General features: G+C 62.5%; 24 protein-coding genes and 1 tRNA gene. 15 read left to right on the top strand and 10 right to left on the bottom strand.

Annotated features, from left to right (window positions below; genetic code table 11):
• Window positions 1-2: 2 nt before the first annotated feature.
• From murI to hemA, 5 genes are read right to left on the bottom strand one after another with little or no spacing between them, the layout of a single operon-like run.
• Window positions 3-794 (bottom strand): glutamate racemase, encoded by a 792-nt coding sequence (gene murI / locus PQT43_RS21335; protein WP_110596333.1) that lies wholly within the window; start codon window positions 792-794, stop codon window positions 3-5.
• Window positions 787-1,542 carry a molybdopterin-synthase adenylyltransferase MoeB gene (locus PQT43_RS21330; protein WP_267268891.1) on the bottom strand — a complete coding sequence of 252 codons (756 nt, stop codon included), beginning with the start codon at window positions 1,540-1,542 and terminating at the stop codon, window positions 787-789. Before PQT43_RS21330 ends, murI begins: the two co-directional genes overlap by 8 nt.
• Window positions 1,536-2,366 carry a peptide chain release factor N(5)-glutamine methyltransferase gene (prmC, locus tag PQT43_RS21325; protein ID WP_110596332.1) on the bottom strand — a complete coding sequence of 277 codons (831 nt, stop codon included), beginning with the start codon at window positions 2,364-2,366 and terminating at the stop codon, window positions 1,536-1,538. Before prmC ends, PQT43_RS21330 begins: the two co-directional genes overlap by 7 nt.
• Window positions 2,367-3,449 carry a peptide chain release factor 1 gene (gene prfA / locus PQT43_RS21320; protein WP_102860257.1) on the bottom strand — a complete coding sequence of 361 codons (1,083 nt, stop codon included), beginning with the start codon at window positions 3,447-3,449 and terminating at the stop codon, window positions 2,367-2,369.
• Window positions 3,449-4,723 carry a glutamyl-tRNA reductase gene (gene hemA / locus PQT43_RS21315; protein ID WP_102880910.1) on the bottom strand — a complete coding sequence of 425 codons (1,275 nt, stop codon included), beginning with the start codon at window positions 4,721-4,723 and terminating at the stop codon, window positions 3,449-3,451. The genes prfA and hemA overlap by 1 nt, the downstream gene beginning before the upstream one ends.
• A 183-nt stretch (window positions 4,724-4,906) precedes the next feature.
• On the opposite strand from hemA, the gene PQT43_RS21310 reads away from it, so the two are divergent.
• The 8 genes from PQT43_RS21310 (at window position 4,907) to ychF (ending at window position 11,823) form a co-directional block, all read left to right on the top strand.
• Window positions 4,907-6,631 (top strand): tetratricopeptide repeat protein, encoded by a 1,725-nt coding sequence (locus PQT43_RS21310; protein WP_267268892.1) that lies wholly within the window; start codon window positions 4,907-4,909, stop codon window positions 6,629-6,631.
• Between the two features lie 4 nt (window positions 6,632-6,635).
• Window positions 6,636-7,253, top strand: coding sequence for a lipoprotein insertase outer membrane protein LolB (gene lolB, locus PQT43_RS21305; protein ID WP_170001508.1), 618 nt, complete (start codon window positions 6,636-6,638; stop codon window positions 7,251-7,253).
• Between the two features lies 1 nt (window position 7,254).
• A complete protein-coding gene (gene ispE, locus PQT43_RS21300) occupies window positions 7,255-8,106 on the top strand; it encodes a 4-(cytidine 5'-diphospho)-2-C-methyl-D-erythritol kinase (protein ID WP_102880912.1) in 852 nt (283 codons plus the stop codon).
• Between the two features lie 36 nt (window positions 8,107-8,142).
• Window positions 8,143-8,217 (top strand) — tRNA-Gln (locus tag PQT43_RS21295).
• A gap of 48 nt (window positions 8,218-8,265) precedes the next feature.
• Window positions 8,266-9,207, top strand: a complete 942-nt coding sequence (locus PQT43_RS21290) for a ribose-phosphate pyrophosphokinase (RefSeq protein ID WP_003171603.1) — start codon at window positions 8,266-8,268, stop codon at window positions 9,205-9,207.
• Between the two features lie 139 nt (window positions 9,208-9,346).
• Entirely contained in the window at window positions 9,347-9,946 is a 600-nt protein-coding gene (locus tag PQT43_RS21285) for a 50S ribosomal protein L25/general stress protein Ctc (protein ID WP_102880913.1), read from the top strand.
• Between the two features lie 168 nt (window positions 9,947-10,114).
• Window positions 10,115-10,699, top strand: a complete 585-nt coding sequence (gene pth, locus PQT43_RS21280) for an aminoacyl-tRNA hydrolase (RefSeq protein ID WP_213665938.1) — start codon at window positions 10,115-10,117, stop codon at window positions 10,697-10,699.
• Between the two features lie 23 nt (window positions 10,700-10,722).
• On the top strand, window positions 10,723-11,823 hold the full coding sequence (gene ychF / locus PQT43_RS21275) for a redox-regulated ATPase YchF (protein ID WP_102880915.1): 1,101 nt from the start codon (window positions 10,723-10,725) through the stop codon (window positions 11,821-11,823).
• A gap of 58 nt (window positions 11,824-11,881) precedes the next feature.
• On the opposite strand, the gene PQT43_RS21270 is transcribed toward ychF, so the two are convergent.
• Window positions 11,882-13,936, bottom strand: a complete 2,055-nt coding sequence (locus PQT43_RS21270; RefSeq protein WP_267268893.1) for a TonB-dependent receptor domain-containing protein — start codon at window positions 13,934-13,936, stop codon at window positions 11,882-11,884.
• Window positions 13,937-14,137: 201 nt separating this feature from the next.
• Window positions 14,138-15,325 carry a 4-hydroxybenzoate 3-monooxygenase gene (gene pobA, locus PQT43_RS21265; protein WP_102880917.1) on the bottom strand — a complete coding sequence of 396 codons (1,188 nt, stop codon included), beginning with the start codon at window positions 15,323-15,325 and terminating at the stop codon, window positions 14,138-14,140.
• 191 nt (window positions 15,326-15,516) lie between these two features.
• Here pobA and PQT43_RS21260 point away from each other — a divergent pair, with 191 nt between their 5' ends.
• Together PQT43_RS21260 and PQT43_RS21255 are read left to right on the top strand one after the other, a co-directional pair.
• Window positions 15,517-16,407: a helix-turn-helix domain-containing protein gene (locus PQT43_RS21260; protein ID WP_267268894.1), complete on the top strand. Its 891-nt coding sequence runs from the start codon at window positions 15,517-15,519 to the stop codon at window positions 16,405-16,407.
• A gap of 219 nt (window positions 16,408-16,626) precedes the next feature.
• Window positions 16,627-17,562 carry a SphA family protein gene (locus PQT43_RS21255; protein ID WP_267268895.1) on the top strand — a complete coding sequence of 312 codons (936 nt, stop codon included), beginning with the start codon at window positions 16,627-16,629 and terminating at the stop codon, window positions 17,560-17,562.
• Between the two features lie 49 nt (window positions 17,563-17,611).
• On the opposite strand, the gene PQT43_RS21250 is transcribed toward PQT43_RS21255, so the two are convergent.
• Window positions 17,612-19,447 carry a sigma-54-dependent Fis family transcriptional regulator gene (locus PQT43_RS21250; protein WP_253085001.1) on the bottom strand — a complete coding sequence of 612 codons (1,836 nt, stop codon included), beginning with the start codon at window positions 19,445-19,447 and terminating at the stop codon, window positions 17,612-17,614.
• A gap of 519 nt (window positions 19,448-19,966) precedes the next feature.
• Here PQT43_RS21250 and PQT43_RS21245 point away from each other — a divergent pair.
• Genes PQT43_RS21245 through PQT43_RS21225 form a run of 5 tightly spaced genes read left to right on the top strand, consistent with a single transcriptional unit; the run spans window position 19,967 to window position 24,539 of the window.
• On the top strand, window positions 19,967-21,442 hold the full coding sequence (locus tag PQT43_RS21245) for an aldehyde dehydrogenase family protein (protein WP_110596326.1): 1,476 nt from the start codon (window positions 19,967-19,969) through the stop codon (window positions 21,440-21,442).
• 48 nt (window positions 21,443-21,490) lie between these two features.
• Window positions 21,491-21,826, top strand: a complete 336-nt coding sequence (locus PQT43_RS21240; RefSeq protein ID WP_102880922.1) for a c-type cytochrome — start codon at window positions 21,491-21,493, stop codon at window positions 21,824-21,826.
• Window positions 21,827-21,836: 10 nt separating this feature from the next.
• Window positions 21,837-22,526, top strand: a complete 690-nt coding sequence (locus PQT43_RS21235) for a hypothetical protein (protein WP_272754545.1) — start codon at window positions 21,837-21,839, stop codon at window positions 22,524-22,526.
• A 13-nt stretch (window positions 22,527-22,539) separates the two neighbouring features.
• Window positions 22,540-24,108: an FAD-binding oxidoreductase gene (locus PQT43_RS21230; protein ID WP_102880924.1), complete on the top strand. Its 1,569-nt coding sequence runs from the start codon at window positions 22,540-22,542 to the stop codon at window positions 24,106-24,108.
• Window positions 24,109-24,167: 59 nt separating this feature from the next.
• Window positions 24,168-24,539: a c-type cytochrome gene (locus PQT43_RS21225; protein ID WP_102880925.1), complete on the top strand. Its 372-nt coding sequence runs from the start codon at window positions 24,168-24,170 to the stop codon at window positions 24,537-24,539.
• Window positions 24,540-24,635: 96 nt separating this feature from the next.
• Here the strand turns inward: PQT43_RS21225 and PQT43_RS21220 are convergent, their stop codons facing one another.
• Together PQT43_RS21220 and PQT43_RS21215 are read right to left on the bottom strand one after the other, a co-directional pair.
• Window positions 24,636-25,853 carry an MFS transporter gene (locus PQT43_RS21220; RefSeq protein ID WP_123393968.1) on the bottom strand — a complete coding sequence of 406 codons (1,218 nt, stop codon included), beginning with the start codon at window positions 25,851-25,853 and terminating at the stop codon, window positions 24,636-24,638.
• Window positions 25,854-25,940: 87 nt separating this feature from the next.
• Window positions 25,941-26,849 carry a LysR substrate-binding domain-containing protein gene (locus PQT43_RS21215; RefSeq protein WP_272754543.1) on the bottom strand — a complete coding sequence of 303 codons (909 nt, stop codon included), beginning with the start codon at window positions 26,847-26,849 and terminating at the stop codon, window positions 25,941-25,943.
• Between the last annotated feature and the right edge of the window lie 88 nt (window positions 26,850-26,937).

The raw sequence follows: 26,937 nt of genomic DNA, 5'->3' as shown, positions 1-26,937 counted from the left end.
TTTCACGACTCGAAACGCTGAACGCTACCAGGACTTTTCCACAGCAGAGGAAGCACCTGGGCAAAGTGCGTGACATCGCCACTGGTCCAGAAGCGCGCCTCACGGGCGACTCCTCGCGCACGCAGGTCACTCTCGTCAAGCAGGCGCTGCAACTGCCGGGCAACCGCCGCACCGGTGTCGATCAGGCTGATGTGGGCAGGCAGCATCTGCACCAGCACCGGCTTGAGAAACGGGTAATGGGTGCAGCCCAGGATGATGGTGTCGCAACCGGCGGCCAGCAGCGGTTCGACATAGCCCTGCAACAGCTGGCACAGGGCGCTGCTGTTGAGGTCGCCGTTTTCGATCATTTCCACCAAGCCGGGGCAGGGCTGGGTGACCACCTTCACATCAGCGGCAAAGCGATCGAGCAAGGCGGCGAACTTGGCGCTCTGCAAGGTGCCGGTGGTCGCCAGCACGCCGACCACGCCGCTGCGGGTCGCGGCCGCTGCGGGCTTGACCGCAGGTTCCATGCCGACGATGGGCCAGTCCGGGAAGTCCCGGCGCAGCTCGGCCACCGCGGCCACGGTCGCCGTGTTACAGGCCAGTACCAGTGCCTTGGCGCCCTGCTCGCGGAAGAAGCGCGCCATCAGAGCACAACGCTGGCGAATGAACTCGGGAGTCTTTTCACCGTAGGGGATATAACCGCAGTCCCCCAGGTAGAGCAGCGACTCTTGAGGCAGCAGTTGCTGTATTTCCGCCAGCACCGAGAGGCCGCCGACGCCGGAATCGAAGACTGCTACCGGAGCCTCACCCATGGCGACTACCACAAACGGTGCAGCCCGGATCGCGCTTGACCCGCAGCTCACGGAAACGCGTGCCCAGGGCATCGATCAGTAACAATCGGCCCACCAGAGGCTCACCAAATCCGGCCAGCAGCTTCAGGGCTTCCAGCGCTTGCAGACTGCCCACTGTGCCCACCAGCGGGCCAAGTACCCCGGCTTCACTACAGGTCAGCTCGGCTTCGCTGCCATGCCCGTACAAGCAGTGGTAGCAAGGGCTTTCCGGGCGCCGCGGGTCGAACACCGACAACTGCCCTTCCAGGCGAATGGCCGCGCCGCTGACCAGAGGCTTGCCGGCGGCCACGCAGGCAGCGTTCACCGCCTCGCGAGTGCCGAAGTTGTCAGAGCAATCGAGGACCAGATCCACCGCAGCCACCGCAGCGGCCAAGGTGTCTTCATCCAGTGCCACGGGGTGAGGCACCAGGCGGATTTCCGGATTGAGGGCGGACAGCCGGCTGATGGCCGAGTCCACCTTGCTGACCCCGACACTGGCGCTGTCATGAATGATCTGGCGTTGCAGATTGGTCACATCCACCGTGTCGAAGTCCGCCAGGTGCAGTTCACCGATACCGGCAGCGGCCAGGTACAAGGCTGCGGGGGCACCCAGGCCGCCGAGACCGACGATCAGTACCCGGCTTTGCTTGAGGCGCAGTTGGCCGTCGATATCGACGTGCTGCAACAGAATCTGCCGGCTATAACGCAGCAGCTCCTGATCCGTCAGCACGGCAAACACCCAAGGCTGATGCGCTCATGCCCACCCAGGTCGACGCGACTGTGGACCTCGATAAAACCCTGGGCCGTCAACAATTCACGCACGGCTGCTGCCTGGTCGTAGCCGTGCTCCAGCATCAGCCAGCCGCCGCCTTCCAGATGTTGCGGAGCCTGGGTGACGATCAGGCGCAGGTCGTCCAGGCCATCCTTGCCCGCCACCAGGGCACTTTCGGGTTCGAACCGCACATCGCCGGCCACCAGATGGGGATCGGCCTCGGCAATATAAGGAGGGTTGCTGACGATCAACTGGAAGCGCTGGGACTCGACGGCGCTGAACCAGTGGCTGCTGAGCACGGTGACGTTGTCCAGTTGCAGGCGCTGGCGGTTGCGCTCGGCCAGGGCCACGGCCTCCAGCACCCGGTCCACGGCCGTAACCTTCCAGGCTGGACGTTCGCTGGCCAAGGCCAGGGCGATGGCGCCGCTGCCGGTCCCCAGGTCGAGGACCTTGGCCGGAGTCGCTGGCAGCAGTTCCAACGCCGCCTCCACCAGCAGCTCCGTGTCGGGACGCGGGATCAGGGTGTGCGGTGCCACTTCAAGATCCAGTTTCCAGAAGCCCTGCTGGCCGAGGATGTAGGCCACCGGTTCGCCGGAACGGCGTCGTTGCAGGTATTCAGTGAACAGCAACACGGCCTCGCTGGGCACGATGCGCTCAGGCCAGGTATGGAGAAAACTCCGCGGCTTGCCCAGGGCCGCTGCCAGGAGCAGTTCGGCATCCAGGCGCGGCGTCGGCGAATCGGGTAATTGGGCTGCGCGCAGCAGGCTGGCGATGATGGTCATTTACTCACCCAATGCCGCAAGTTGATCGGCCTGATACTCAGCCAGCAGCGGTTCAATCACGGCCTCGACGCCCCCGGCGAGGATTTCGTCCAGGGAATACAGGGTCAGGTTGATCCGGTGATCGGTGACCCGGCCCTGAGGGAAATTGTAGGTACGAATACGCTCGGAGCGATCCCCCGAGCCCACCAGCAGCTTGCGCTCGCTGGCGATGGCATTGGCCGCGGCGCTGGTCTGCTGGTCGTTGAGCTTGGCCGACAGCCAGGACATGGCCCGGGCCCGGTTCTTGTGCTGGGAGCGCTCTTCCTGACACTCCACCACGATGCCCGAAGGAATGTGGGTGATGCGGATCGCCGAGTCGGTCTTGTTCACGTGCTGACCGCCGGCGCCCGAAGAGCGGTAGGTATCGATGCGCAGGTCCGCCGGGTTGATCTCGATGGCTTCCTGTTCGTCCGGCTCGGGCAGCACCGCCACGGTGCACGCCGAGGTGTGGATGCGACCCTGTGATTCGGTGGCCGGTACCCGCTGCACACGGTGCGCGCCGGACTCGAACTTGAGCTTGCCGTAGACGTTCTCGCCTTCGACCCGGGCAATGACTTCTTTATAGCCGCCGTGCTCACCCTCGTTTTCCGAGAGGATCTCCAGCCGCCAGCCACGCCGCTCGGCGTAGCGCGAATACATGCGGAACAGGTCGCCGGAAAAGATCGCCGCTTCGTCACCGCCGGTGCCGGCGCGGATTTCCAGGAACACGTTACGCCCGTCGTTGGGGTCCTTGGGCAGCAGCATGCGTTGCAAGGCGCTTTCCAGCTCGGCCAATTGCTCCTTGGCCTCGCGCACTTCCTCGGCGGCCATTTCCCGCAGGTCCGGGTCATTGTCCTTGAGCAGCGCCTGGGCACCCTCGAGGTCGGCCTGGACCTTGAGCACCTGTTTGTAGGAGGCGACGATCGGCTCGACTTCCGCGTATTCCTTGGAATAGGCGCGGAACTTGGCCTGATCGGAAATGACCTCAGCATCGCCGAGCAAGGCGGTCAGTTCCTCGAAACGATCCTGGAGAATGTCCAGCTTACTGAGCAGTGACGCTTTCATTACGGGGTTTTATCCGATGAGCCCTCACCGAGGGCAAAGAGTTCTTGAGCCATGGCCAACGCATCGAGGCGGCCTTCGGCGGACAGCTTTTTCAGCTGCACGCTCGGCGCGTGCAGCAGTTTGTTGGTCAGGCCACGGGCCAGTTGGGCCAGTACATCCTCGGCGCTGGAGCCATTGCTCAGCAGGCGCAGAGCCTTCTGCAGTTCTTCATCACGCAGGCGCTCGCTCTGCTGACGATAGGCCTTGAGCACATCAACCGCCGCCAATTCACGCAGGCGCACCATGAAATCCTCGGCGCCGATGTTCACCAGCTCCTCGGCTGCCTGGGCCGCGCCCTGACGGCTCTTGAGGTTTTCCGCGACCACTTCGTGCAGGTCATCGACGGTGTAGAGGTAAACGTCGTCCAATTCGCCGACTTCAGGTTCGATATCCCGGGGAACGGCGATATCCACCATGAAAATCGGCTTGTGCTTACGCAGCTTCAGCGCGCTTTCCACCGCCCCCTTGCCAAGGATCGGCAACTGGCTGGCAGTGGAACTGATCACGATATCGCTGTGCACCAGCTCTTGGGGAATGTCCGACAACAGCACCGCGTGCGCGCCGAACTGCTCGGCCAGGAGGCTGGCCCGCTCCAGGGTGCGGTTGGCCACGACGATGCGCTTGACCCCAAGGTCGTGCAGATGGCGGGCCACCAGGGTAATGGTCTCGCCGGCACCGATCAGCAACGCCTGACTGCGCTGCAGATCGCTGAAAATCTGTTTCGCCAGGCTCACCGCAGCAAAGGCCACGGACACCGGGTTCTCACCAATGGCAGTATCGGTGCGTACTTGCTTGGCGGCACTGAAGGTAGCCTGGAACAGCCGGCCCAGCAGCGGGCCGACGGTGCCGGCCTCACGGGCCACGGCGTAGGCGGACTTCATCTGCCCGAGAATCTGCGGCTCGCCCAGCACCAGCGAATCCAGCCCCGACGCCACCCGCATCATGTGACGAACTGCCGCATCATCTTCATGCACATAGGCACTGGCACGAAGCTCGTCTAGGCTCAGGTGGTGATATTCCGCCAGCCAGCGCAGCACCACATCCGCAGAAAGATGATCCTGTTCTACATAAAGCTCACTGCGATTGCAGGTGGAGAGGATCGCAGCTTCGCGGCTGTCGGTGAGTCGGCAGAGCTGCTGCAAGGCCTCAACCAACTGCTCAGGGGTAAAGGCCACGCGCTCGCGGACGTCTACAGAAGCAGTCTTGTGGTTAATACCGAGTGCAAGGAAGGCCATTCAAGGTCGCTGATGATGTCGAGAAGCCGGCAATTGTCCTACTTCGACCGACGCAGAACAACTACCGCCGACTATTGTCCTAATAGACTGCCTCTGTTCTGGCATCCCGTTGAGTCTCGGTTATGTTTGACCGAAGGCTTGTGTCATGATGATCCGACCGCAGGTTAGTCGCCCTCTTCCTATATGAATAGATCTTCCGCGTTGCTCCTCGCCTTTGTCTTCCTCAGTGGTTGCCAGTCACTGGCCCCCGTTTCATCGGACGCTACGTCGCCGGTGGAAGACAGCACCCCCGCCCCTGAAAAGCCCAAGGTCTATTCATCGTTCAGCGAAGACACCATCTTCAGCCTGCTGAGCGCTGAACTGGCGGGCCAGCGCAATCGTTTCGACATTGCCCTGGACAACTACGTGACCCAGGCCATCAACACCCAGGATCCGGGCATCTCCGAGCGCGCCTTTCGCATTGCCGAGTACCTGGGAGCCGACCAGGCAGCCCTGGACACTTCGCTGATCTGGGCCAAGAACGCTCCAGACGATCTGGAAGCACAACGGGCTGCCGCCATCCAGCTGGCCCGCGCCGGTCGTTATGACGACTCCATGCTCTATATGGAGAAAGTTCTGCAGGGCAAGGGCGACACCCATTTCGACTTTCTTGCGCTGTCGGCTGCCGATACCGACCAGGACACCCGCAATGGCCTGATGAAAAGCTTCGATCGCCTGCTGCAGAAGCACCCGCACAACAGTCAACTGATCTTCGGCAAGGCCCTGTTGATGCAGCAGGATGGCGACGCCAAGGATGCCCTGAGCTTGCTGGAGCAGAATCCGCCGGAAGACGGCGAGGTGGCGCCGCTGTTGTTGCGCGCCCGTCTGCTGCAGAGCCTGAGCCGCGGCAAGGAAGCCCTGCCGCTGCTGGAAAAAAGCATCCGCAAATACCCGGACGACAAGCGTCTGCGCCTGACCTACGCCCGCATGCTGGTAGAACAGGACCGCATGGAGGACGCCAAGACCCAGTTCTCCAGCCTGGTCCAGCAGTACCCGGAAGACGATGAACTGCGCTATTCACTGGCGCTGGTGTGCCTGGAGGCCAAGGCCTGGGAAGAGGCCAAGGGTTACCTGGAAGACCTGATCGCCCGGGAAAGCCACGAAGACTCCGCACACCTGAACCTGGGACGAATCGCCGAAGAACTCAATGATCCGCAAGGGGCCCTGATCGAATACGCCCAGGTCGGACCGGGTAACGATTACCTGCCAGCGCAACTGCGTCAGGCCGATATCCTGATGAACAACGGCCGTACCGACGAGGCGCAAAAGCGCCTGGTGGCAGCCCGCGATGCCCAGCCCGACTACGCCATCCAGCTGTATCTGGTCGAAGTCGAAACCCTGTCGGCGAACAATCACGGCGATCGCGCCTGGAACGTTATTCAGCAGGCGCTGCAACAGTATCCCGATGACGTGAACCTGCTCTATACCCGTGCCATGCAGGCGGAAAAACGCAATGACCTGGCACAGCTGGAAAAAGACCTGCGCCTGATCATCCAGCGCGAGCCGGATAACGCCATGGCCTTGAATGCCCTGGGCTACACCTTGTCGGACCGCACGACCCGCTACACCGAAGCCAAGGCACTGATCGAGCAAGCCCACCAACTGACCCCGGAAGACCCGGCGGTGCTGGACAGCCTGGGCTGGGTAAACTTCCGCCTGGGCAACCTCGAGGAGGCCGAACGCCTGCTGCGCCAGGCCCTTGAGCGCTTCCCCGACCAGGAAGTCGCGGCGCATCTGGGCGAAGTGCTGTGGAACAACGGCAAGCAGCGCGAGGCCAAACAGATCTGGAGCAAGTTCATCAAGGATCAGCCCGATAGCCCCGTATTGCGCGACACCATCAAACGCCTGACCGGATCAGAGACTCTTTAAGACTATGTTTTTGCGCCACGTAATTGTTTTCAGCCTTATCGCCCTGCTTGCCGGCTGTGCCGGTTTTGGCGCCCGCGAGTCAGTCCAGGGCCAGGGCAACGCTGCCCAATGGCGTCAGCACAAGGAACTGCTGACCGGCCTCGATGGCTGGCAGATCAACGGCAAAATCGGTATTCGCGCGCCCAAGGATTCCGGCAGCGGCACGCTGTTCTGGCTGCAACGCCAGGACTATTACGACATTCGCCTGTCCGGTCCGCTGGGTCGTGGTGCTGCACGCCTGACCGGTCGCCCCGGCCAGGTCAGCCTGGAAGTGGCCAATCAGGGTCGTTACGAAGCGGCCAGCCCGGAAACTCTGCTTGAAGAGCAGATGGGCTGGAAACTGCCGGTCTCCCACCTGGCCTGGTGGGTTCGCGGTCTGCCTGCCCCAGACAGCAAAAGCCGCCTGACCCTGGATGGCGACAGCCACCTGGCGAGCCTGGAACAGGATGGCTGGCAAGTGGAATACAGCAGTTACTCCGAACAGAACGGCTACTGGCTGCCCGAGCGCATCAAACTGCATGGCAGCAACCTTGACGTCACCCTGGTGATCAAGGAATGGCTGCCACGCAAGCTGGGGCAATGACATGTCCCTGGAAAAGCTGACCCTGCCCTCCCCGGCCAAACTTAATCTGATGCTGCACATTCTGGGTCGCCGTGAAGACGGCTACCACGAGTTGCAGACGCTGTTTCAATTTCTCGACTATGGCGATGAAATCACCTTCGCTCTCCGCGATGACGCAGAGATTCGCCTGCACACCGAGTTCGACGGCGTGCCTCACGACAGCAATCTGATCGTCAAGGCGGCGAAAAAGCTCCAGGAACAGTCCGGCTGCACCCAGGGCATCGATATCTGGATCGACAAGATCCTGCCCATGGGCGGCGGCATCGGCGGCGGCAGTTCCAATGCCGCCACTACCCTGCTGGGCCTCAATCATCTCTGGCAACTGGGCTGGGATGAAGATCGACTGGCTGCATTGGGGCTGACCCTGGGGGCCGACGTTCCAGTTTTCGTACGTGGGCACGCTGCGTTCGCTGAGGGCGTGGGTGAAAAACTCACCCCCGAATACCCCGAAGAACCCTGGTACCTGGTGCTGGTCCCGCAAGTGTCTGTAAGTACAGCAGAAATTTTTTCCGATCCGCTGTTGACACGTGACACTCCGCCCATTAAAGTGCGCCCCGTTCCCAAGGGAAACAGCAGAAATGACTGCCTTCCGGTAGTCGCAAGGCGTTATCCAGAAGTACGTAACGCATTGAATTTGCTAGGTAAATTTACCGAAGCAAAACTGACTGGAACTGGAAGTTGTGTGTTTGGGGGCTTCCCAAGCAAAGCTGAAGCTGATAAAGTCTCGGCCCTTCTTACAGAGACCCTTACAGGGTTTGTAGCAAAAGGAAGCAACGTTTCGATGTTGCATCGCAAGCTGCAAGGTCTGCTCTAAAGGAATCGAGTATCAGGTACTCGAAGCAACAGATACAGGGGCGTCGCCAAGCGGTAAGGCAGCAGGTTTTGATCCTGCCATGCGTTGGTTCGAATCCAGCCGCCCCTGCCATTTTCCTTATACTCATCCAGGTATACCCTCAGCCTTCAGGTACTGCGCGTGTCCAAGATGATGGTCTTTACGGGGAACGCTAACCCCGATCTGGCTCGGCGTGTAGTACGTCAGCTGCATATCCCTCTCGGTGACATCTCTGTTGGAAAATTCTCCGACGGCGAAATTACTGCCGAGATCAATGAAAATGTCCGCGGTAAAGACGTCTTCATTATTCAGCCGACTTGCGCTCCGACCAACGATAACCTGATGGAACTCGTCGTGATGGCTGATGCCTTCCGCCGCTCCTCAGCGACTCGTATCACTGCTGTTATTCCTTATTTTGGTTATGCCCGTCAGGATCGCCGTCCGCGTTCCGCACGTGTGGCTATCAGCGCGAAAGTCGTGGCTGACATGCTCACCGTAGTCGGCATCGACCGTGTTCTCACGGTTGATCTGCATGCTGACCAGATTCAGGGTTTCTTCGATATCCCGGTAGATAACATCTACGGCTCCCCGGTTCTGGTGGATGACATCGAAGACCAGCGTTTCGAAAACCTGATGATCGTGTCCCCGGACATTGGCGGCGTCGTGCGTGCACGTGCCGTGGCCAAGTCGCTGGGCGTGGATCTCGGGATCATCGACAAGCGTCGTGAGAAAGCCAATCACTCCGAAGTGATGCATATCATCGGCGACGTCGAAGGACGCACCTGCATTTTGGTCGATGACATGGTCGATACCGCCGGCACCCTGTGCCACGCGGCCAAGGCCCTGAAAGAGCATGGCGCAGCCAAGGTCTTTGCCTACTGCACACACCCTGTGCTGTCGGGTCGAGCCATCGAGAACATTGAAAATTCCGTGCTGGACGAGCTGGTGGTGACCAACACCATCCCGCTGTCCGCTGCAGCACAAGCCTGTGCGCGTATCCGCCAACTGGATATCGCACCGGTAGTTGCCGAGGCGGTCCGCCGCATCAGCAATGAAGAATCGATCAGCGCGATGTTCCGCTAAGGGCTAGTCCCTGGCAAAACATCCCGATGACGAAAAGCGCCCCGTCCCAACCTGTGTTGGGACGGGGCTTTTTTGCCCATATCGCCTTTAGCGCTGGTCGCAAACGCTGGGGCGAGTGTGGTTATTTTGGAGATACAACATGAACGATTTTACTCTGAATGCTGAACTGCGTTCCGACCTGGGGAAAGGTGCGAGCCGCCGCCTGCGTCGTCTCGCAAGCCTGGTTCCAGCTGTAGTTTACGGTGGCGACAAAGCCCCTGAATCCATCAGCATGCTGGCCAAAGAAGTGGCCAAGCTGCTGGAAAACGAAGCTGCCTACAGCCACATCATCGAACTGAACGTTGGTGGCACCAAGCAGAACGTCGTGATCAAGGCCCTGCAACGTCACCCGGCCAAAGGCCACGTGATGCACGCTGACTTCGTTCGCGTAGTTGCTGGTCAGAAACTGACCGCCATGGTTCCAGTGCACCTGATCAACGAAGCTGCACCGATCAAGAAAGGCGGCGAGATCTTCCGCGCAGCCACCGAGATCGAAGTTTCCTGCCTGCCGAAAGACCTGCCTGAGTTCATCGAAGTCGACATGGCTGAGACCGACATCGGCACCGTGATCCACCTGTCCAACCTCACCGCTCCTAAAGGCGTTGAGTTTGTTGCTCTGGCACACGGCAACGACCTGGCAGTCGCCAACGTCTACGCACCACGTGTTGCTTCTGAGAAAGAAGAAGGCGCAGCAGAGTAATTCACTCTGACGCCGGAGTTGAGCGGAACACATCGCGGACTGGAACGTAGCGAGAAAGCGGGCGAGAACGCGAAGTTTGCCGCAAGGCAACCAAGCTCTTGTCGTCCCCTTTCGCCGTAGCACCGGTTGCGGCGATGTTATCCACCACTCCAAAGAAGGGCCCCTATCGTGACTGCCATCAAACTGATCGTTGGCCTGGGTAATCCAGGCGCCGAATACGAACAGACCCGGCATAACGCAGGGGCCCTTTTTGTTGAGCGCATCGCCGAGAAACAAGGTGTCAGCCTTGTCGCCGATCGCAAATATTTCGGCCTGACCGGGCGCTTCAGTCACCAGGGTCAGGACATTCGTCTGTTGATTCCCACCACCTACATGAACCGCAGCGGCCAGGCCGTGGCGGCGCTTGCCGGCTTCTTTCGCATCAACCCGGAAGAGATCCTGGTGGCCCACGACGAACTCGACTTGCCACCCGGCGTTGCCAAGCTCAAGACCGGCGGCGGGCATGGCGGTCACAACGGACTGCGGGACATCATCGCGCAGCTCGGCAATCAGAATACCTTTCACCGCCTGCGGCTCGGCATTGGCCACCCGGGTGTTGCCAGTATGGTTTCAAACTTTGTCCTGGGTCGTGCGCCACGCGCCGAACAGGAAAAACTCGATGCCAGCATCGATTTTGCCCTCGGCGTGCTGCCGGATATCTTCGCCGGTGAATGGAACCGCGCGATGAAAAACCTGCACAGCCAGAAGGCCTGACTCTACTCCTCGGGGAATACACCATGGGATTCAATTGCGGCATCGTCGGCCTGCCTAACGTCGGCAAGTCCACCCTGTTCAACGCCCTGACCAAATCCGGGATCGCGGCCGAGAACTTCCCCTTCTGCACCATCGAGCCCAACAGCGGCATCGTGCCGATGCCCGACCCGCGCCTGGACGCCCTGGCGGCGATCGTCGTGCCGGAGCGCGTGCTGCCGACCACCATGGAGTTCGTCGACATCGCCGGCCTGGTGGCCGGTGCCTCGAAAGGTGAAGGCCTGGGTAACAAGTTCCTGGCCAACATCCGCGAAACCGATGCCATCGCCCACGTGGTCCGCTGCTTCGAAGACGACAACGTGATCCACGTGTCCAACAGCGTCGATCCCAAGCGCGACATCGAGATCATCGATCTGGAACTGATCTTTGCCGACCTCGACAGCTGCGAAAAACAGCTGCAGAAAGTCGCCCGCAACGCCAAGGGCGGTGACAAGGATGCCGTGGCCCAGAAAGCCCTGCTGGAGCAGTTGATCGCCCACTTCACCGAAGGCAAGCCGGCCCGTAGCCTGATGAAGGACATGAGCGCCGACGAGAAGCTGATCATCCGCGGCTTCCACCTGCTGACCACCAAGCCGGTGATGTACATCGCCAACGTTGCCGAAGACGGCTTCGAGAACAACCCGCTGCTGGACGTGGTCAAGGCCATCGCCGAAGAAGAAGGCGCGATCGTGGTGCCGGTGTGCAACAAGATCGAAGCGGAAATCGCCGAGCTTGAAGACGGCGAAGAAAAGGACATGTTCCTCGAGGCCCTGGGCCTGGAAGAGCCTGGCCTGAACCGGGTGATCCGCGCCGGCTACGAAATGCTCAACCTGCAGACCTACTTCACCGCAGGTGTGAAGGAAGTTCGTGCCTGGACCGTACGTGTCGGCGCCACCGCGCCACAAGCGGCCGCCGTGATCCACACCGACTTCGAAAAAGGCTTCATCCGTGCCGAGGTCATCGCCTACAACGACTTCATCCAGTTCAAGGGTGAAGCCGGTGCCAAGGAAGCCGGTAAATGGCGCCTGGAAGGCAAGGAATACATCGTCAAGGACGGCGACGTGATGCACTTCCGCTTCAACGTGTGATCCCCTTCAGCCCCATTGCCTGGCAATGGGGCTGATTCCCCCGCTACATCCAGCGGCCTCAGAAGTAAGTGGTCGCCCCCGCGAAGAACGCCCGTCCGGGCACGTAGAAGTTGGTCGATCCGTCCCGCAGGTCCTTGTCCATCAGGTTCTGTACCCCACCGTTCAACGTCAGCCATTTGGTCAACGCCAGGTTCGCCGTCAGGTCATAGGTGGTGTAGGACTGCACGAAATCATTGCTCAGACCCCGCTGCTTGCCGACGTGCTGCGCCGACAGTTCGGTGCTCAAACGGTCATTGATCTGCCAGTCCAACGCGCTGAATGCCGACAGTTTGGGTGAGCTGATCAGATCTTCGCCCGTGCTCAGGTTCCGGCTTTCCAGCATGTAGGTGGCGTTGGTGCGCCACGTCACCGAATCACCCAACGGCACCCGGGCGGTGCCTTCCCAACCACGGGTGCGGGCCTTGTCGACGTTTTCCAGCATGGTCCACCAACGGCCCTGGTACTGGCCCAGCGGGCCGTATTCGATCTTGTCGGTGAAGTCGGTGTGGAAGTAGGTCAGGCCCGCCTCCCAGCCGTCATGATCGAACGACAGGCCGATTTCCTTGTTGGTGCTGGTTTCCGGCATCAGGTTCGGATTGCCGGCCATCCAGCAACTGCCGGTGACATAACCCAACGGACGCAACGAACCACAACCACGGCCACCGGACTCGGTCGCTGCTCCCGCACTGCCCTCCTTCAGGCTCGGCGCACGAAAGCCCTTGGAAACACCCCCACGCACGGTCCAGTCCGGGTGCGGGTGATAGACCACATAAGCCCGCGGACTGTTGTGGTTGCCGTACTTGTCGCTGTGGTCGAAGCGGTTGCCCAGGGTCAGGGACAGGTTGTCCAGCAGGAACAGTTCATCCTCGATAAAGGCCGCCGAGTAATCGCCCTTCAAGGTCGAGCCGCTAACCGGCGTACCTTGGTAATCCACCGGCACGGTGCCGAGGGTATTGGTGTTGGTCAGTTCTTCACGCTTCCATTGCCCACCCAGCGTCAGGCGCTGATCCACCAGCAGTTCGAAGGGCAGATTGAGACTGCCCTCGACAATCTTCTCCTCGGAGTTGGCTTTGCCCATATCCAGATCGTTGCGGTACTTGTTCAGGTAGGCATCGAGCTTCGTGGTACCAAAACTCCAATCGCCGGTGTGGGACAGGATGTAGCTGTCGCGAGTCAGTCGGCTGGGACCAAAGGCGCCACCAATGGTATCGCCCCAATCACCAAAGGTTTTCTTTGATGCCCAGGAACGCTCAACGCCATGCACCGCCTCGAAGGACAAGCTCTGTTCTTCGTTGATCTGCCAGTCCAGCAGCGCATTTACGCTCTGATTCTTGGAACCGCCTGCACCGTCGTCGTACATGAAATCGCCTTGGGCATCGCGCCGCGCCTCGACTTCATCCGCTGCCCGACGCGTGACGTTGGCCCCCAGGCGTAATCCCAGGGACTCGGTCAACGGCCCCGAGGCATTCGCGCTGTATTGAGTGGTCTGGCCGCGATCGGAGTCCTTGGGCACGGTGATGTGGGTGCTGGCCGAACCGGTCCAGGTCCGCGAGACCTTGCGGGTGATGATGTTGATCACCCCGCCCATGGCGTCCGAGCCGTAGAGCGACGACATCGGCCCACGGACGATCTCGATGCGCTCGATCATGTTCGGCGAGATCCAGTTCAAGTCCTGACGCGCCAGGTCACGACGATAACTCAGGTCAGCGGAGCTACCGACGCGCTTGCCGTCCACCAGAATCAGCGTGTACTTGTCGTCCAGGCCCCGCAGCTTGATCTTCGACTGCTCGCCCACCGGGCCGAAACCACCGGTCACCCCCGGCACCCGACGCAACAGAGTGTTGAGGTCGTAGACCGGCTGGCGCTCGATTTCCTCACGGGTGATGACGCTGACGCTGGCTGGGGCATCCTTGAGGTCCGTGGCGCCGCCGGTAGCGGTGACAAACGCGGTGTCCAGTTCCAACGGCGCCGGTTTGACCTCTTCTGAGGCCTCGCCGGCCTGCGCCAGCGGAGCCAGCAGGCCGACACCGGCACTGAGCAGAAGCGAATTGAACAGGCAGGAGCTGACTTTCATTACAAACGATCCTTGTCGATTCAGTGCACCTTGGTGGTGCGCCAGGAATAGGGGACCGAAGTGTAATGCTAATAAATATCATTTAGAAATAGGAATGTTTCTTGACCGATACCTTTCGGCCCGTGCCCATGTGCAAACACGGCCCCGCAACCACCCCCGTTCGCGAGCGGTTCCAAGGCCGATGCTTCCAACGCCGAAGGCTCAGCAGATTTCCTCGTACGGCAGGCCCACATAGTTCTCGGCAATGTTCACCAGGCCCGCGTGGGAGTTGAGGAAATACTCGCGGTCGGCCTGCTGCATCTTGTGCTCCCAGGCGTCATGGTGCTCGCCGAAATCGTGCAGCAGGTTGGTCATGAACCAGCTGAAACGCTCGCCCTTCCACACCCGGCGCAAAGCCAGCTCGGAGTACTTGTCCAGCAGTTCGGTACGCCCCTCGCGGTAGACCTTGACCAAGATCCGGTACAGGTAACACACATCGGAAGCCGCAAGATTCAGGCCCTTGGCCCCGGTGGGCGGCACGATGTGCGCAGCGTCCCCCACCAGGAACAGCTTGCCGTACTGCATGGGCTCGACCACATAGCTGCGCAGCGGCGCGATGCTTTTCTCCAGCGCCGGCCCGGTGACCAGATCCGCCGCCACCTCCGCCGGCAGACGGGCCTTGAGTTCGCTCCAGAAACGTTCGTCGGACCAGTCTTCGACCTTGTCGCTCAGCGGCACTTGCAGGTAGTAGCGGCTGCGGGTCAGGGAACGCTGGCTGCACAGCACAAAGCCGCGCTCATGCTGGCCATAGATCAGCTCGTGGTTGACCGGCGGGGTATCGGACAGCAGGCCCAGCCAGCCGAAGGGGTACTCGCGCTCATAGTGGGTCAGTACCTGCTCGGGAATGCTCTTGCGCGCCACGCCATGAAAACCATCGCAACCGGCGATGTAGTCGCAATCGATGCGGTGCTGCTGGCCGTCCTTTTCATAGGTGATGTAGGGCTGCGCGCCCTTCATGTCGTGGGGCTGCACCTGGTCCGCCGAGTAGATGATCGGTGCCCCGCTGGCAGCGCGGGCTTCCATCAGGTCACGGGTGACTTCGGTCTGGCCGTAGACCATCACCGTCTTGCCCCCGGTCAGGGCCTTGAGGTCGATGCGCACGCGCTTGCCGCCCATCAACAGCTCCACCCCTTCGTGAACCAGGCCTTCGGCGTCCATGCGCTGCGCCACTCCAGCCTCGCGCAACATGTCCACCGTGCCCTGTTCCAGCACCCCGGCGCGGATGCGGCCGAGTACGTATTCCGGGGTCTGGCGCTCGACAATCACTGTGTCGATGCCGGCCTTGTGCAGCAGTTGGCCCAGCAGCAGGCCGGAAGGTCCGGCACCGATAATCGCAACCTGAGTTTTCATTATTGTCGTCTCATTAGGGCATTCCAGTGGGCCGACAGGCGCAGACTGGAATTTATGGTTATTGTTGTACCCCTGCATTTTTGCCGACAGAAACGCGGAAAAATGGTGATAAGCCACGCTAAAAATGCACTTTTGAAAACAACGTTCGATTATCGAGCACTCCAGCCAAGCCCTTGCCAAGGTCGCGTCCGATGAAAGCCAGCCGCTCCAGCATCCCGGTGTTCAAGCTCTATGGGGAAAACCAGGCCTGGCCGACTCCGGACCTGCTGCACTGCGAATCCATCCCCAAGCGCAGCAGCCTGCACCACTGGGAGATCAAGCCACACCGTCACGCCGACCTCTATCAACTGCTCTACGTGCAACGCGGCCAGGCCCTGGTGGAGGTCGAGGGACGGCGCCAGGACGTGCGCGAGGCGACGATCCAGGTGGTGCCGCCGCTGATGGTCCACGGCTTTCAGTTCTCGGAAAACATTCAGGGTTACGTGCTGACCCTGGGCGCGCCCCTGGTAGCCCAGCTGGAAGCGCAACTGGGTGCGCCGCTGGCGGTGCTGGCCAGCGCTGGCTGCTACCCCGTGGGCCGCGACCGCCACAGCCTCAACACCCTGTTCAAGGCGCTGATGGATGAATACGAAGGCAGCGCCGCCGCTCGCGATTTGTTGCTGCACTCGCTGGTCAACGTGCTGGTGGTATGGATCAGTCGCCGCGGCCAGCAGAACACCCCGCCGAGCAATCGCGGCGAGCGCAATCAGCAGCTGTTGGGGCACTTCATCAAGCTGGTGGAGCGCCACTATCAGCAACACCCCACGGTGGAATCCCTGGCCCACCGCATCGGCCTGTCCAGCGTGCACCTCAACACCCTGTGCCGGGAGCTGGCCGGGCAGAGCGCACTGCAGATCCTGCACCAGCGCCTGATGCTGGAAGCCAAGCGCGGCCTGATCTACACCAACATCAGCATCAGCCAGCTGTCGGACAACCTGGGGTTCAGCGACCCCACCTACTTCTCACGCTTCTTCAAGCGCCTCAGCGGCCAGTCGCCCAACGCCTTCCGCCAGAGTGCCGGGCAAGAAGCCAACAGCCCCTGAGGCGCCACGAGTTTTGTGCAGGTAGCCGATTTCTCTTAACAAATCTCGCCACACGCTCGCCGGGGCGGCGGTCCTGCGGACCGCGCCACATATCCATCCTATTGATTCAAAAAGAAAATATTCGAATAAAAGGTTTGGCACGCTAGTTGAGAAGCTCAGCCGGCGCGCCAGGAGCCACCTCCTGCCAGCGCCCCCTATAACAATAAGGCAGACCTTCTCATGCACCCGACCTCCTCGCGCCTGCGCGCCCTTGCACTCACTTCAAGCCTGCTGTTGACCGCCCACGCCCCCTGGCTCCAAGCCAGCGAAGGCGGCGTTTCCTCCTGGCCCATGGGCATCGAACTCTACGGCATGGGCATCCTGCCGCCGCCCGGCACCTACGCCCAGGTCTTCGTCGGCAACTACCTGGCCGACAGCCTGCGGGACGACGCCGGCCACCGCACCGCCCGCATCGATTTGCGCGTCACCAGTGTGGTGCCACGCTTTGTCTGGGTCACCGAGCAACAGGTGCTGGGGGCCCAACTCGGTTTCCACGCCCTGCTGCCGCTGAACGACATACGCCTGAACATCCAGAACGGCCCCCACGATCACAAGCGCGGCATCGGTGACGCGCACCTCGGCCCGGTACTGGGCTTTCATCACAGCGACAAATTCCACAGTGCCCTCGGGGTCGATTTCGTCCTGCCCAGCGGCGGCGAATACGACAAGAACGACCTGATCAACCTGGGGAACCACTACTACACCGTGCAGGCGGTGTATGCCATGACCTACACCGACCCCCAGGGGTTCAACGCCGATGTGCGCCTGATGCACGACTACAACTTCGAAAACCGCGCCACCCACTATCAGTCCGGGCGCGAGCTGCACGCCGACTACAGCCTCGGCTGGGGCGTGGGCAATGGTTGGGTGATCGGCGTCGGCGGGCACGCCTATCAGCAGATCAGCGACGACAAGTGCAGCGTCACCGATTGCGCCGCCGCGGCCCAGGTGCAGGCCAGCGACGGCCATCGCGGCCGCTCGTTCTCCATCGGTCCGGCAGTGCAGTTCAGCAGCAAACAGGGCTGGTCGCTGAGCGCCAAATGGCAGGATGAATCGGCGGTGCGCAATCGCGCTGAAGGCCAGACCTACTGGCTGAAATTCACCAGCGCACTCTGAACCGCCGAGTGGCGGGCCAACTCGTGCCCAAGCGCAGGAGAGGGCCCGCTCAGCGGCCCTTGAGGCGATAGCTGACCTGGGCCCGGCTCATGCCGAGCATCTGCGCCGCCGCGGTGATATTGCCCCCGGAGCGCTCCAGGGCCAGACGCACCAGGCGCCGTTCGATCTCTTCCAGCGAAGTGCCCAGGGCCGGTGCCCGCCCGGTGAGAAACGCTTGCAGGCTGGCCAGTTCCGGCTCTTCGACCGGGGCTTCATCTGCCCGGGCCGGGGCCACGGGCTGGGCCGCTTCCCGTAGCGCCGCTGGCGACAGGCGGCCGTCGGCGTTGAGGCCGATGGCGGCGCCCGCCAGCGGCGTCCCCGCCTCGCTCAGATGCACCACGTCCATGACTTCGCCGTCGCTGGCGGCGATCACGCCCCGCTCGATCAGGTTCTGCAACTCGCGGATATTGCCCGGGAAGCGATAGGTCAGCAGCGCATTCACCAGCCGCGTGCTGAAACCCGCCAACTGACGGCCGTGACGCTGGCTGAAGCGATGCAGGAAGTAACTCATCAACAGCGGAATGTCTTCGCGTCGCTCACGCAGGGGCGGCAGGTGAATGGGAAACACATTCAGGCGATAGAACAGGTCCTCACGAAAGCGTCCGGCTTCCACCTCGCGCCGCAGGTCGAGGTTGGTCGCGGCAATCACCCGCACATCCACCTGCATCGGCTCAGTAGCGCCCACCCGCTCGATCTCACCTTCCTGCAAGGCACGCAGGATCTTGCTCTGGGCCGAGAGGCTGAGGGTGGCGATCTCATCGAGGAACAGGGTGCCGCCATGGGCCCGCTCAAAACGTCCGGGCCGCGAACGATCGGCGCCGGTAAAGGCCCCCCGCTCCACCCCGAACAGTTCGGCCTCCACCAGGTTTTCCGGCAGGGTCGCGCAGTTCAGCGCCACCAGCGGCTTGTGCCGGCGGGCGCTGGCCTGGTGCAGATGGCGCGCGAACAACTCCTTGCCCACCCCCGACTCCCCGGTCAGCAGCACCGTGGCCTGGGTCGGCGCCACCCGCTGCAACAACTGGCTGGCGGCCACGAACGCCGCCGAGATGCCCACTCGTTGCCCCTCGCCCAACGGCGCCGGCAGATCGGCGACCTGAGTCTCCTGCCCCGTGGCATAGGCACTGCGGCTGAGAAAATCCCCAGGGTCGAGGTACATCAGGTCGATATCGATGTCGTCCCACTGCTGGGCCGGTTTGCCGACAATCCGGCAGGCCGGCTGGCCCATCGAGCGGCACTCCAGCTCGCGAAACACCACCAGCCGCCCCAACAGCGACGAAGCGTAGCCGCTGGCATAGCCGATCTCCATCCAGCAGGCCGGCTCGCCGCCCAGGCCATAGGCGGCGATATGCTCGTCATCCTCCAGCGAGTTGTGCCACAGAAACTCCGAATAGAAATGCCCGATGCTGGAGTCGATCTCGAAGCGCACCACCTCGACATTGACCATGCCTTCGAGCATGTGCAGGCGCGGCCCGGCGCTGTAGAGGCTGGCGTGGTCGCCGTCCGGCCACTGCTCGCTGACCTGGGCCGCGTCCCGGGCGCCGGCCTGCCAGCCGATGCGGGTGATCAGGCCACGAGCTTTGTCCAAGCCCAGGGCTTCGATCAATTCGCGCCGGATGGAGCCGAACGCCGAACCCTGCATCAGCATCATCCGCTGCCCGCACAGCCAGATGCTGCCGTCCTGGGGCGCAAAAGCCACGGTCTCGGCCAGTTGCTCGGCCGAAGGCAGGCCGCTGGCCTCGAACTGGCTGGCGCGATCGACGATCAAGCGCTTGTGCCGCCCCAGCATCTGCTTGAGGAAATCTTCATCCACAGGACGGCCGGGCTGGCTGGAAGGAGAACGGGTCATGGGCAATCAACAGGCAGTTCAGGGGCCTTGCAGTATGCCCCGGCGCTTTTCCGGGTCAATCGCCATCCCCCGTCGCCGTCGGTGCTGCACAAGTTCTGGCCGATAACCGCACAGTTTCCACGAGCGCCCATGGAGTGCCGAGCTTTCGACAACCTCGCGACTTCTCTGCATAAATTTCCGCAGCCCGCGCCTGATGCCGCGTGGCGGGCTCGCTCAAAAATCCGAAACAAACAAATAACTAATTGTTTTTAAAAGATATTTTTCAAAAAAAAGCGCGTGGCACGATAGTTGTTATGCACAGGCAGATGCTCATCCATAACAACACAACAGGTGACCTTGCCATGCCTTCCGCCCGCCTTGCGCCTCCTCTGCCCTCCCCCCCGGCTCTGGACGAGCGCTCCTTGCGCAACCTTGCCCGCCTCGGCTGAGACGCCGTCGTCACGGCCCCATCCCCACCCTCACGCGCCATCGGCTTGATTGCTGACAGCCGAGCCATGGCCACGAACCAGAGAGAACCCCATGACTGCGACTCGACCTGCCTATCAACACCTGGAACTGCAACCCATCGCCGCAGACTGGCGAGCCGGCAGCAGCGGCCGGGAGCTACCCGTCTACGACCCGTTCACCGGGCAATGCCTGCTGCAGATCAGCCTGGCCAACCGCCAGGACCTGGATCAGGCCTATGCCAAGGCCCGCCAGACCCAAGGCCAATGGGCCGCCAGCAGCCCGGCGCAACGCAGCGAGGTATTGCTCAACGCCGCGCGGATCTTCGATGAACGCCGTGAAGAAATCATCGGTTGGCTGATCCGCGAATCCGGCAGCACGCGGATCAAGGCGCAGATCGAATGGGGCGCGGCCCGCGCCATCATCGTCGAGGCCGCCAGCCTGCCCAGCCGGGTGCACGGGCGGATCGTCGCCTCCAACGTCCCCGGCAAGGAAAGCCGCGTCTACCGCAAGCCGCTGGGGGTGATCGGGGTGATCAGCCCGTGGAACTTCCCCCTGCACCTGAGCGCCCGCTCCCTGGCCCCGGCGCTGGCCCTGGGCAACGCGGTGGTGGTCAAGCCGGCCAGCGACACCCCGGTGACTGGCGGCCTGCTGCTGGCGCGGATCTTCGAGGAAGCCGGGCTGCCCGCCGGGGTGCTCAGCGTGGTGGTCGGCGCCGGGGCGGAAATCGGCGACGCCTTTGTCGAGCACCCAGTCCCGGCGTTCATTTCCTTTACCGGCTCGACCCAGGTCGGCCGCAACATCGGGCGCATCGCCAGTGGCGGCGAGCACCTCAAGCACGTGGCCCTGGAGCTGGGGGGCAACAGCCCGTTCGTGGTCCTGGCCGATGCCGACCTGGAGCAGGCGGTGAACGCCGCGGTGGTGGGCAAGTTCCTGCATCAGGGGCAAATCTGCATGGCGATCAACCGCATCATCGTCGAGCAGCCGGTTTTGCAGGCCTTTACCCAGCGCTTTGTCGAACGGGTCAAGGCCCTGCCCTACGGCGACCCGAGTCTGGCGGCCACGGTGGTCGGCCCGGTGATCAACAGCAAACAACTGGCCGGCCTGCAGGACAAGATCCGCCTGGCCCTGGCCGAAGGCGCGACCTTGCTGGCGGGGGGCCCGGCTTCGGGCAATGTGCTGCCGCCCCACGTGTTCGGCGACGTGCACGCCGACATGGAAATCGCCCGCGAAGAAATCTTCGGCCCCCTGGTGGGCATCCAGAGCGCGCGGGATGCCGAGCACGCCCTGGAGCTGGCCAATGCCAGTGAATACGGGCTGTCCAGCGCGGTCTTCAGCGCCAACCCCGAGCGCGGCGTGCAGTTCGCCCAGCGCCTTCAAGCGGGGATGAGCCACGTCAACGACATGCCGGTCAACGATGAGCCCAACGCGCCCTTTGGCGGCGAGAAGAACTCCGGCCTGGGCCGTTTCAACGGCGACTGGGCAATCGACGAATTCACCACCGACCACTGGATCACCCTGCAACACACACCACGTCCCTATCCCTTCTGAGCAGGGCGCTTATCAACCGAGTCACCTCATAACAATACGGAGTACGCAATGTCCTCGCTCCTCAACAGCCCCGCTGCACAGCGGACCCTTGCCTTGTGCCTGGCCCTGCCCCTGATGGTGCTGGCCGGTCCGGCCGCCGCCGATGGCGACGGCGTCTGGAAAAACGGTGAAAACGTCTACGCCAAGGTCTGCGGCCACTGCCACGAAAAGCAGGTCGGCCCGCAGATCAAGGGGCGCCAACTGCCGCCGCCCTACATCACCGCGGTGGTGCGCAACGGCTTTCGCGCGATGCCGGCCTTCCCGGCATCGTTCATCGACGACAACGCCTTGCAGCAGGTCGCCGAGTACATCTCCAACGCCCCGGCCCCGGCCGCCCAACCTTGAGGAGACGCCCATGAACATTGAACGTCGCTCACTGCTCAAGGGCATGGCCCTGGGCGGCCTGGCCAGCGTCGCGGTGACCGGCCCCGGCCTGGGCCTGGCCAACAGCGTGCTGGGCCCGTCCACCGGCCCACGGCTACCGACCCTGGCCCTGGTCAGCCCCGCCGTCGCCGACTCGGCTTTCGTCCAGGGGATCAACGCCAGCTCGGTAGCGCGCCAGGTCAGCGTGCAGCGCTGGGAGGGCAACCTGGCGTCGCTCCAGGCGCTGCAGCAGCGCCTGGGCAGCGGCCGGCCACAACGCCTGATCGGCCTGCTGGACGACGCCAGCGCCGCCCTGCTGCTGGACCAGGCCCGTAGCGCCGGGGCCCGGGTGCAATGGCTCGGCCAGCACCACAGCGATGCCCGGAGCTCGCGCCACCAACTGCTGGGCACCGCCGCCGCCCATGGCTGCGCCCTGCAACTGGGCCTGCAACTGAACGCCTGTGGCGCCGGTTTCAGCCTCAGCGAACAACGCCTGCTGGCACAGCCGGCGTTCCAGGCCGGCGCTCGCGCCCGCGATCCGCGCAGCGCCGAACAATGGGCCGCCATCCTCGGCTACAGCCTGGCCGAACTGACCCGCGGCCGCCTCGGCCAGGCGCCTTTGGCCAGCCCACGGGCCACGCCGCTGAGCGGCCATTTCGTTTCGTTTTCGATCGAGGCTTGAAGGAGCTGATCCCATGACTGAGCAAACCCAGAAGCCACTGCTGCCCCGGGGCGTGAATGCGGCCCACTTCAATAAAGCCATCGCCCAGTTCCGAGCATTGCTGGGGGACGAGAACGTCCTGGTCAAGGACGACCAACTGGTGCCCTACAGCAAGATCATGATGGCGGTGGACACCGCCGAGCACATGCCTTCGGCCGCGGTCACCGCCACCAGCGTCGAGCAGGTGCAGGGGGTGGTGAAGATCTGCAACGAACACAAGATCCCGGTCTGGACCATCTCCACCGGACGCAACTTCGGCTACGGTTCGGCCGCCCCCGGCCAGCGCGGCCAGGTGATTCTCGACCTGAAGAAAATGAACAAGATTCTCCACGTCGACCCGCAGCTGTGCACCGCACTGGTGGAGCCCGGGGTCACCTACCAGCAGCTCTACGACTACATCCAGGAGCACAACCTGCCGCTGATGCTGTCCTTCTCGGCGCCCTCGGCCATCGCCGGTCCCCTGGGCAACACCATGGACCGCGGCGTCGGCTACACCCCCTACGGCGAACATTTCCTCATGCAGTGCGGCATGGAAGTGGTGCTGGCCAACGGCGACGTCTATCGCACCGGCATGGGCGGGGTCAAAGGCGACAACGCCTGGCAAGTGTTCAAGTGGGGCTACGGCCCGACCCTGGATGGCATGTTCACCCAGGCCAACTACGGTATCTGCACCAAGATGGGCTTCTGGCTGATGCCCAAGCCGCCGGTGTTCAAGCCGTTCGAGATCAAGTTCGAGAACGAGTCGGACATTGCCGAGATCGTCGAATTCATCCGCCCGCTGCGCATCGCCCAGGTGATTCCCAACTCGGTGGTGATCGCCGGCGTGTTGTGGGAAGCGGCCACCTGCAACACCCGCCGCTCCGACTACACCAGCGAGCCGGGGGCCACCTCCGAGGCCATCCTCAAGCAGATCCAGAAGGACAAGAACCTCGGTGCCTGGAACGTCTACGCCGCCCTGTACGGCACCCAGGAGCAAGTGGACGTCAACTGGAAGATCGTCAACCAGGCCCTCAAGGCCCTGGGCAAGGGACGCATCGTCACCCAGGAAGAAGCGGGCAACACACAACCGTTCCTGTACCGCTCGCAACTGATGTCCGGGGTGCCCAACCTGCAGGAGTTCGGCCTGTACAACTGGCGCGGCGGCGGTGGCTCGATGTGGTTCGCCCCGGTGAGCCAGGCCCGCGGCAGCGAGTGCAACAAGCAGCAGGCCCTGGCCAAGCAGGTCCTCAACAAGCACGGCCTGGACTATGTCGGCGAATTCATCGTCGGCTGGCGCGACATGCACCACGTGATCGACGTGCTGTACGACCGCAGCAACCCGGAGGAAACCCTGCGCGCCCACGCCTGCTTCGCCGAACTGCTGGATGTGTTCGAGCAGCACGGTTATGCCGTGTACCGGGTCAACACCGCCTTCCAGGAGCGGGTGGCGCAGAGCTACGGCCCGGTCAAGCGCAAGGTCGAGCACGCCATCAAGCGCGCCCTGGACCCGAACAACATCCTCGCCCCGGGCAAGTCCGGGATCGATCTGGCCAACCCCTTCTAAATCGCACACACGCCCCGTCGGCCTGGCGCCACGGGGCCCTTTGAAGCACAGGAAAATCCATGAAGTACACCCCACTGCTAGCAGCTCACGCCCTGTTGCTGGCTGCCCCCCTGGCCCTGGCCGACGGCGATGCGGTCCTCGGCAAGACTCTGTTCAGCGCTCAATGCGGCTTCTGCCACAGCGTCGAGAACGGCAAGCACCTGATGGGCCCCAGCCTGCAAGGCGTGTTCGGCCGGGCCAGCGGCCAGGCCCAGGGCTTCAGCTATTCCAGTGCCCTGCAAGGCGCAGGCCTGCACTGGAACGACGCCACGCTGGAGCGCTGGTTGAGCAACCCGGCGACCCTGGTACCGGGCAACAAGATGATGTTTCCCGGCCAGGCCGACCCGCAGAGCCGGCAACACCTGATTGCCTACCTGAAAAGCCTGCACTGAGGCCGCAGGCAGCGACGCCTCAACTAGCACTACGCTGAAACGAAAACGCCCGGAGCATGGCCCCGGGCGTTTTTTTACGCGTCGAACAACCGCGCGTCAGGCTTTGCGGGTACGTGGCAGGAAGATCGCCAGCACTCCGAACAGCGGCAGGAACGAGCACAGGAAGTACACGTACTCGATGCCATGGAGGTCCGCCAGGTGCCCCAGCAGCGCCGCGCCGATCCCGCCGAAACCGAACATCAAACCGAAGAACACCCCGGCGATCATGCCGACGTTGCCCGGCACCAGTTCCTGGGCGTAGACCACGATGGCGGAGAACGCCGAGGCCAAGATGAAGCCGATCACCACGCTGAGGACGCTGGTCCAGAACAGGTCGACATGGGGCAGCAGCAGGGTGAACGGCGCCACCCCGAGGATCGAGAACCAGATCACCGCCTTGCGCCCGATCTTGTCGCCGATCGGCCCACCGAAGAAGGTCCCCGCCGCCACCGCACCGAGAAACAGGAACAGGTGCAGTTGCGAACTGGCCACCGATAGGTCGAATTTCTCGATCAGGTAGAAGGTGAAATAGCTGGTGAAGCTGGCCATGTAGAAATACTTGGAGAACACCAGCAGCCCGAGGACCACCAGGGCGCTGATCACCCGGTTCCTCGACAGACCATGGGTCGCCGCCTGGCCCTGCTTGAGCTTGTGCAGGCGCAGATGGTTGGCGTACCAGCGGCTGATGGCGTAGAGCACCACCAGGGCAAACAGCGCGAACAGACCGAACCAGGCCACATTGCCCTGGCCGTAGGGAATGATGATCGCCGCGGCCAGCAAGGGGCCGAACGCGGTGCCGGCATTACCACCCACCTGGAAGCTCGACTGCGCCAGACCGTAGCGCCCGCCTGAAGCCAGCCGGGCGACCCGCGAAGCTTCCGGGTGGAAGGTCGAGGAGCCAATGCCGATCAATGCAGCCGCCAGCAGGATCAAGGCAAAGCTGCCGACCTGGGACATCATCAAAATGCCGATCAGGGTGCAGATCATGCCCGCTGGCAACAGGAACGGCAGAGGCCGTCGATCGGTGTAAAAACCAACCCAGGGTTGCAGCAGGGAAGCGGTGAGCTGAAAGGTCAGGGTGATCAGGCCGACCTGGGTGAAGGTCAGGCCGTAGTTGTCCTTGAGCATCGGGTAGATCGCCGGCAGCACCGCCTGGATCAGGTCGTTGATCAAGTGAGCCAGGGCCACCGCACCAATGATGCGCAGGACCAGTGGACTGCTTTGCGAAGCGGGAGATGCCGTCGTTGCGACGGTCTGAGGGTTGCTGCTAGCCATAGGATTTTCCGTACAACGGGTGGGTGCACAGGGGCAGGTGCGCCAATGTGCCATTTTTTGCTGCGCACACGCCATCCCATTAGCTTGCTAACGACCCACTATCCGCGCCTCGGGGAAGTCCGCTTCAAGCTCGGCCTTGAGCCATTGGATGAACCACTCCACGTCCTGCGACCATTCAGTGGCCGGGGTCAGCACCCGGTAGCTTTCCAGCTTCACCTGATCCTCCAGCACCCGTACCAGGGTGCCGGCCTTGAGCTCCTCGCGCACCAGCACTTCATTGGCCAGGGCAATGCCGCCGCCGCTTTCGGCCACCGACAGGGCGTGATCGTTGTTCACATAGATCAGATCGGAGCTGAGCTGGATATCCAGACCATTGGCGGCAAACCACAGGTTCCACCACTCACCGTCATCGAAATGAATCAACTCGTGGCGGGCCAGATCCGCCGGGCCCTTGATCGGCTCGATGCCGGCCAGGTAAGCCGGGGTGCAAATCGGAAACACCCGAGGACAGATCAGGCTGACCCGCGACTCGGCATACTGCCCGTCCAGGCCATAGGCGATACCCAGGTCGGCGCTCTTGGCGTCGACTTCGGTGAAGGTGGAGTTCGGCTCGATGGCGAACTTCAAACCCGGACGCACATGGCGCAGCGCCTCCAGGCGCGGGGTCAGCCAGCGCTTGGCAAAACCCGGCACCACCATGATCCGCAGCCAGCGCTCGGCGGCCTTGGGCTGGGCTTCGCGACCGGCCTCGATGATCAGTTGCAGGGCGGCGGCGATCTTGCGGTGGTACTTCTCCCCCGCCGGGGTCAGGATCACCCCGCGCGAGGTGCGTTCGAACAACTGCAACCCGAGCCAATCCTCCAGCAACTTCACATGGCGGCCGATGGCCGGCTGGGTGACATGCAGCGACTTGGAGGCTTCGACATAGCTGCCCAGGCGGGCCGCGGCATCAAAAGCCCGCACCGCATTCAACGGTGGCAAACGCTGTTCGGCCATGGTTTTGCACGCTCTCTGCTATTAAATTATTTAACAGCTGGTATGTTAAAATTGATGTTTCGCCCCCGCAACCCCTCACTGATAATCA

Origin of the sequence: Pseudomonas sp. BLCC-B112 (assembly GCF_028550695.1) — a bacterium.
GTDB lineage: Bacteria > Pseudomonadota > Gammaproteobacteria > Pseudomonadales > Pseudomonadaceae > Aquipseudomonas > Aquipseudomonas danubii.
The sequence above is the reverse complement of the archived record's forward strand: the minus strand, read 5'-3'. Positions and strand labels throughout refer to the sequence as shown.

Bases quoted from the DNA above. Each gene is read 5' to 3' on its own strand.
- murI (WP_110596333.1), bottom strand. From the start codon at position 794: ATGGGTGAGGCTCCGGTAGCAGTCTTCGATTCCGGCGTCGGCGGCCTC.
- prmC (WP_110596332.1), bottom strand. From the start codon at position 2,366: ATGACCATCATCGCCAGCCTGCTGCGCGCAGCCCAATTACCCGATTCG.
- prfA (WP_102860257.1), bottom strand. From the start codon at position 3,449: ATGAAAGCGTCACTGCTCAGTAAGCTGGACATTCTCCAGGATCGTTTC.
- hemA (WP_102880910.1), bottom strand. From the start codon at position 4,723: ATGGCCTTCCTTGCACTCGGTATTAACCACAAGACTGCTTCTGTAGAC.
- PQT43_RS21310 (WP_267268892.1), top strand. From the start codon at position 4,907: ATGAATAGATCTTCCGCGTTGCTCCTCGCCTTTGTCTTCCTCAGTGGT.
- lolB (WP_170001508.1), top strand. From the start codon at position 6,636: ATGTTTTTGCGCCACGTAATTGTTTTCAGCCTTATCGCCCTGCTTGCC.
- ispE (WP_102880912.1), top strand. From the start codon at position 7,255: ATGTCCCTGGAAAAGCTGACCCTGCCCTCCCCGGCCAAACTTAATCTG.
- PQT43_RS21285 (WP_102880913.1), top strand. From the start codon at position 9,347: ATGAACGATTTTACTCTGAATGCTGAACTGCGTTCCGACCTGGGGAAA.
- ychF (WP_102880915.1), top strand. From the start codon at position 10,723: ATGGGATTCAATTGCGGCATCGTCGGCCTGCCTAACGTCGGCAAGTCC.
- PQT43_RS21270 (WP_267268893.1), bottom strand. From the start codon at position 13,936: ATGAAAGTCAGCTCCTGCCTGTTCAATTCGCTTCTGCTCAGTGCCGGT.
- pobA (WP_102880917.1), bottom strand. From the start codon at position 15,325: ATGAAAACTCAGGTTGCGATTATCGGTGCCGGACCTTCCGGCCTGCTG.
- PQT43_RS21260 (WP_267268894.1), top strand. From the start codon at position 15,517: ATGAAAGCCAGCCGCTCCAGCATCCCGGTGTTCAAGCTCTATGGGGAA.
- PQT43_RS21255 (WP_267268895.1), top strand. From the start codon at position 16,627: ATGCACCCGACCTCCTCGCGCCTGCGCGCCCTTGCACTCACTTCAAGC.
- PQT43_RS21250 (WP_253085001.1), bottom strand. From the start codon at position 19,447: ATGACCCGTTCTCCTTCCAGCCAGCCCGGCCGTCCTGTGGATGAAGAT.
- PQT43_RS21245 (WP_110596326.1), top strand. From the start codon at position 19,967: ATGACTGCGACTCGACCTGCCTATCAACACCTGGAACTGCAACCCATC.
- PQT43_RS21240 (WP_102880922.1), top strand. From the start codon at position 21,491: ATGTCCTCGCTCCTCAACAGCCCCGCTGCACAGCGGACCCTTGCCTTG.
- PQT43_RS21235 (WP_272754545.1), top strand. From the start codon at position 21,837: ATGAACATTGAACGTCGCTCACTGCTCAAGGGCATGGCCCTGGGCGGC.
- PQT43_RS21230 (WP_102880924.1), top strand. From the start codon at position 22,540: ATGACTGAGCAAACCCAGAAGCCACTGCTGCCCCGGGGCGTGAATGCG.
- PQT43_RS21225 (WP_102880925.1), top strand. From the start codon at position 24,168: ATGAAGTACACCCCACTGCTAGCAGCTCACGCCCTGTTGCTGGCTGCC.
- PQT43_RS21220 (WP_123393968.1), bottom strand. From the start codon at position 25,853: ATGGCTAGCAGCAACCCTCAGACCGTCGCAACGACGGCATCTCCCGCT.
- PQT43_RS21215 (WP_272754543.1), bottom strand. From the start codon at position 26,849: ATGGCCGAACAGCGTTTGCCACCGTTGAATGCGGTGCGGGCTTTTGAT.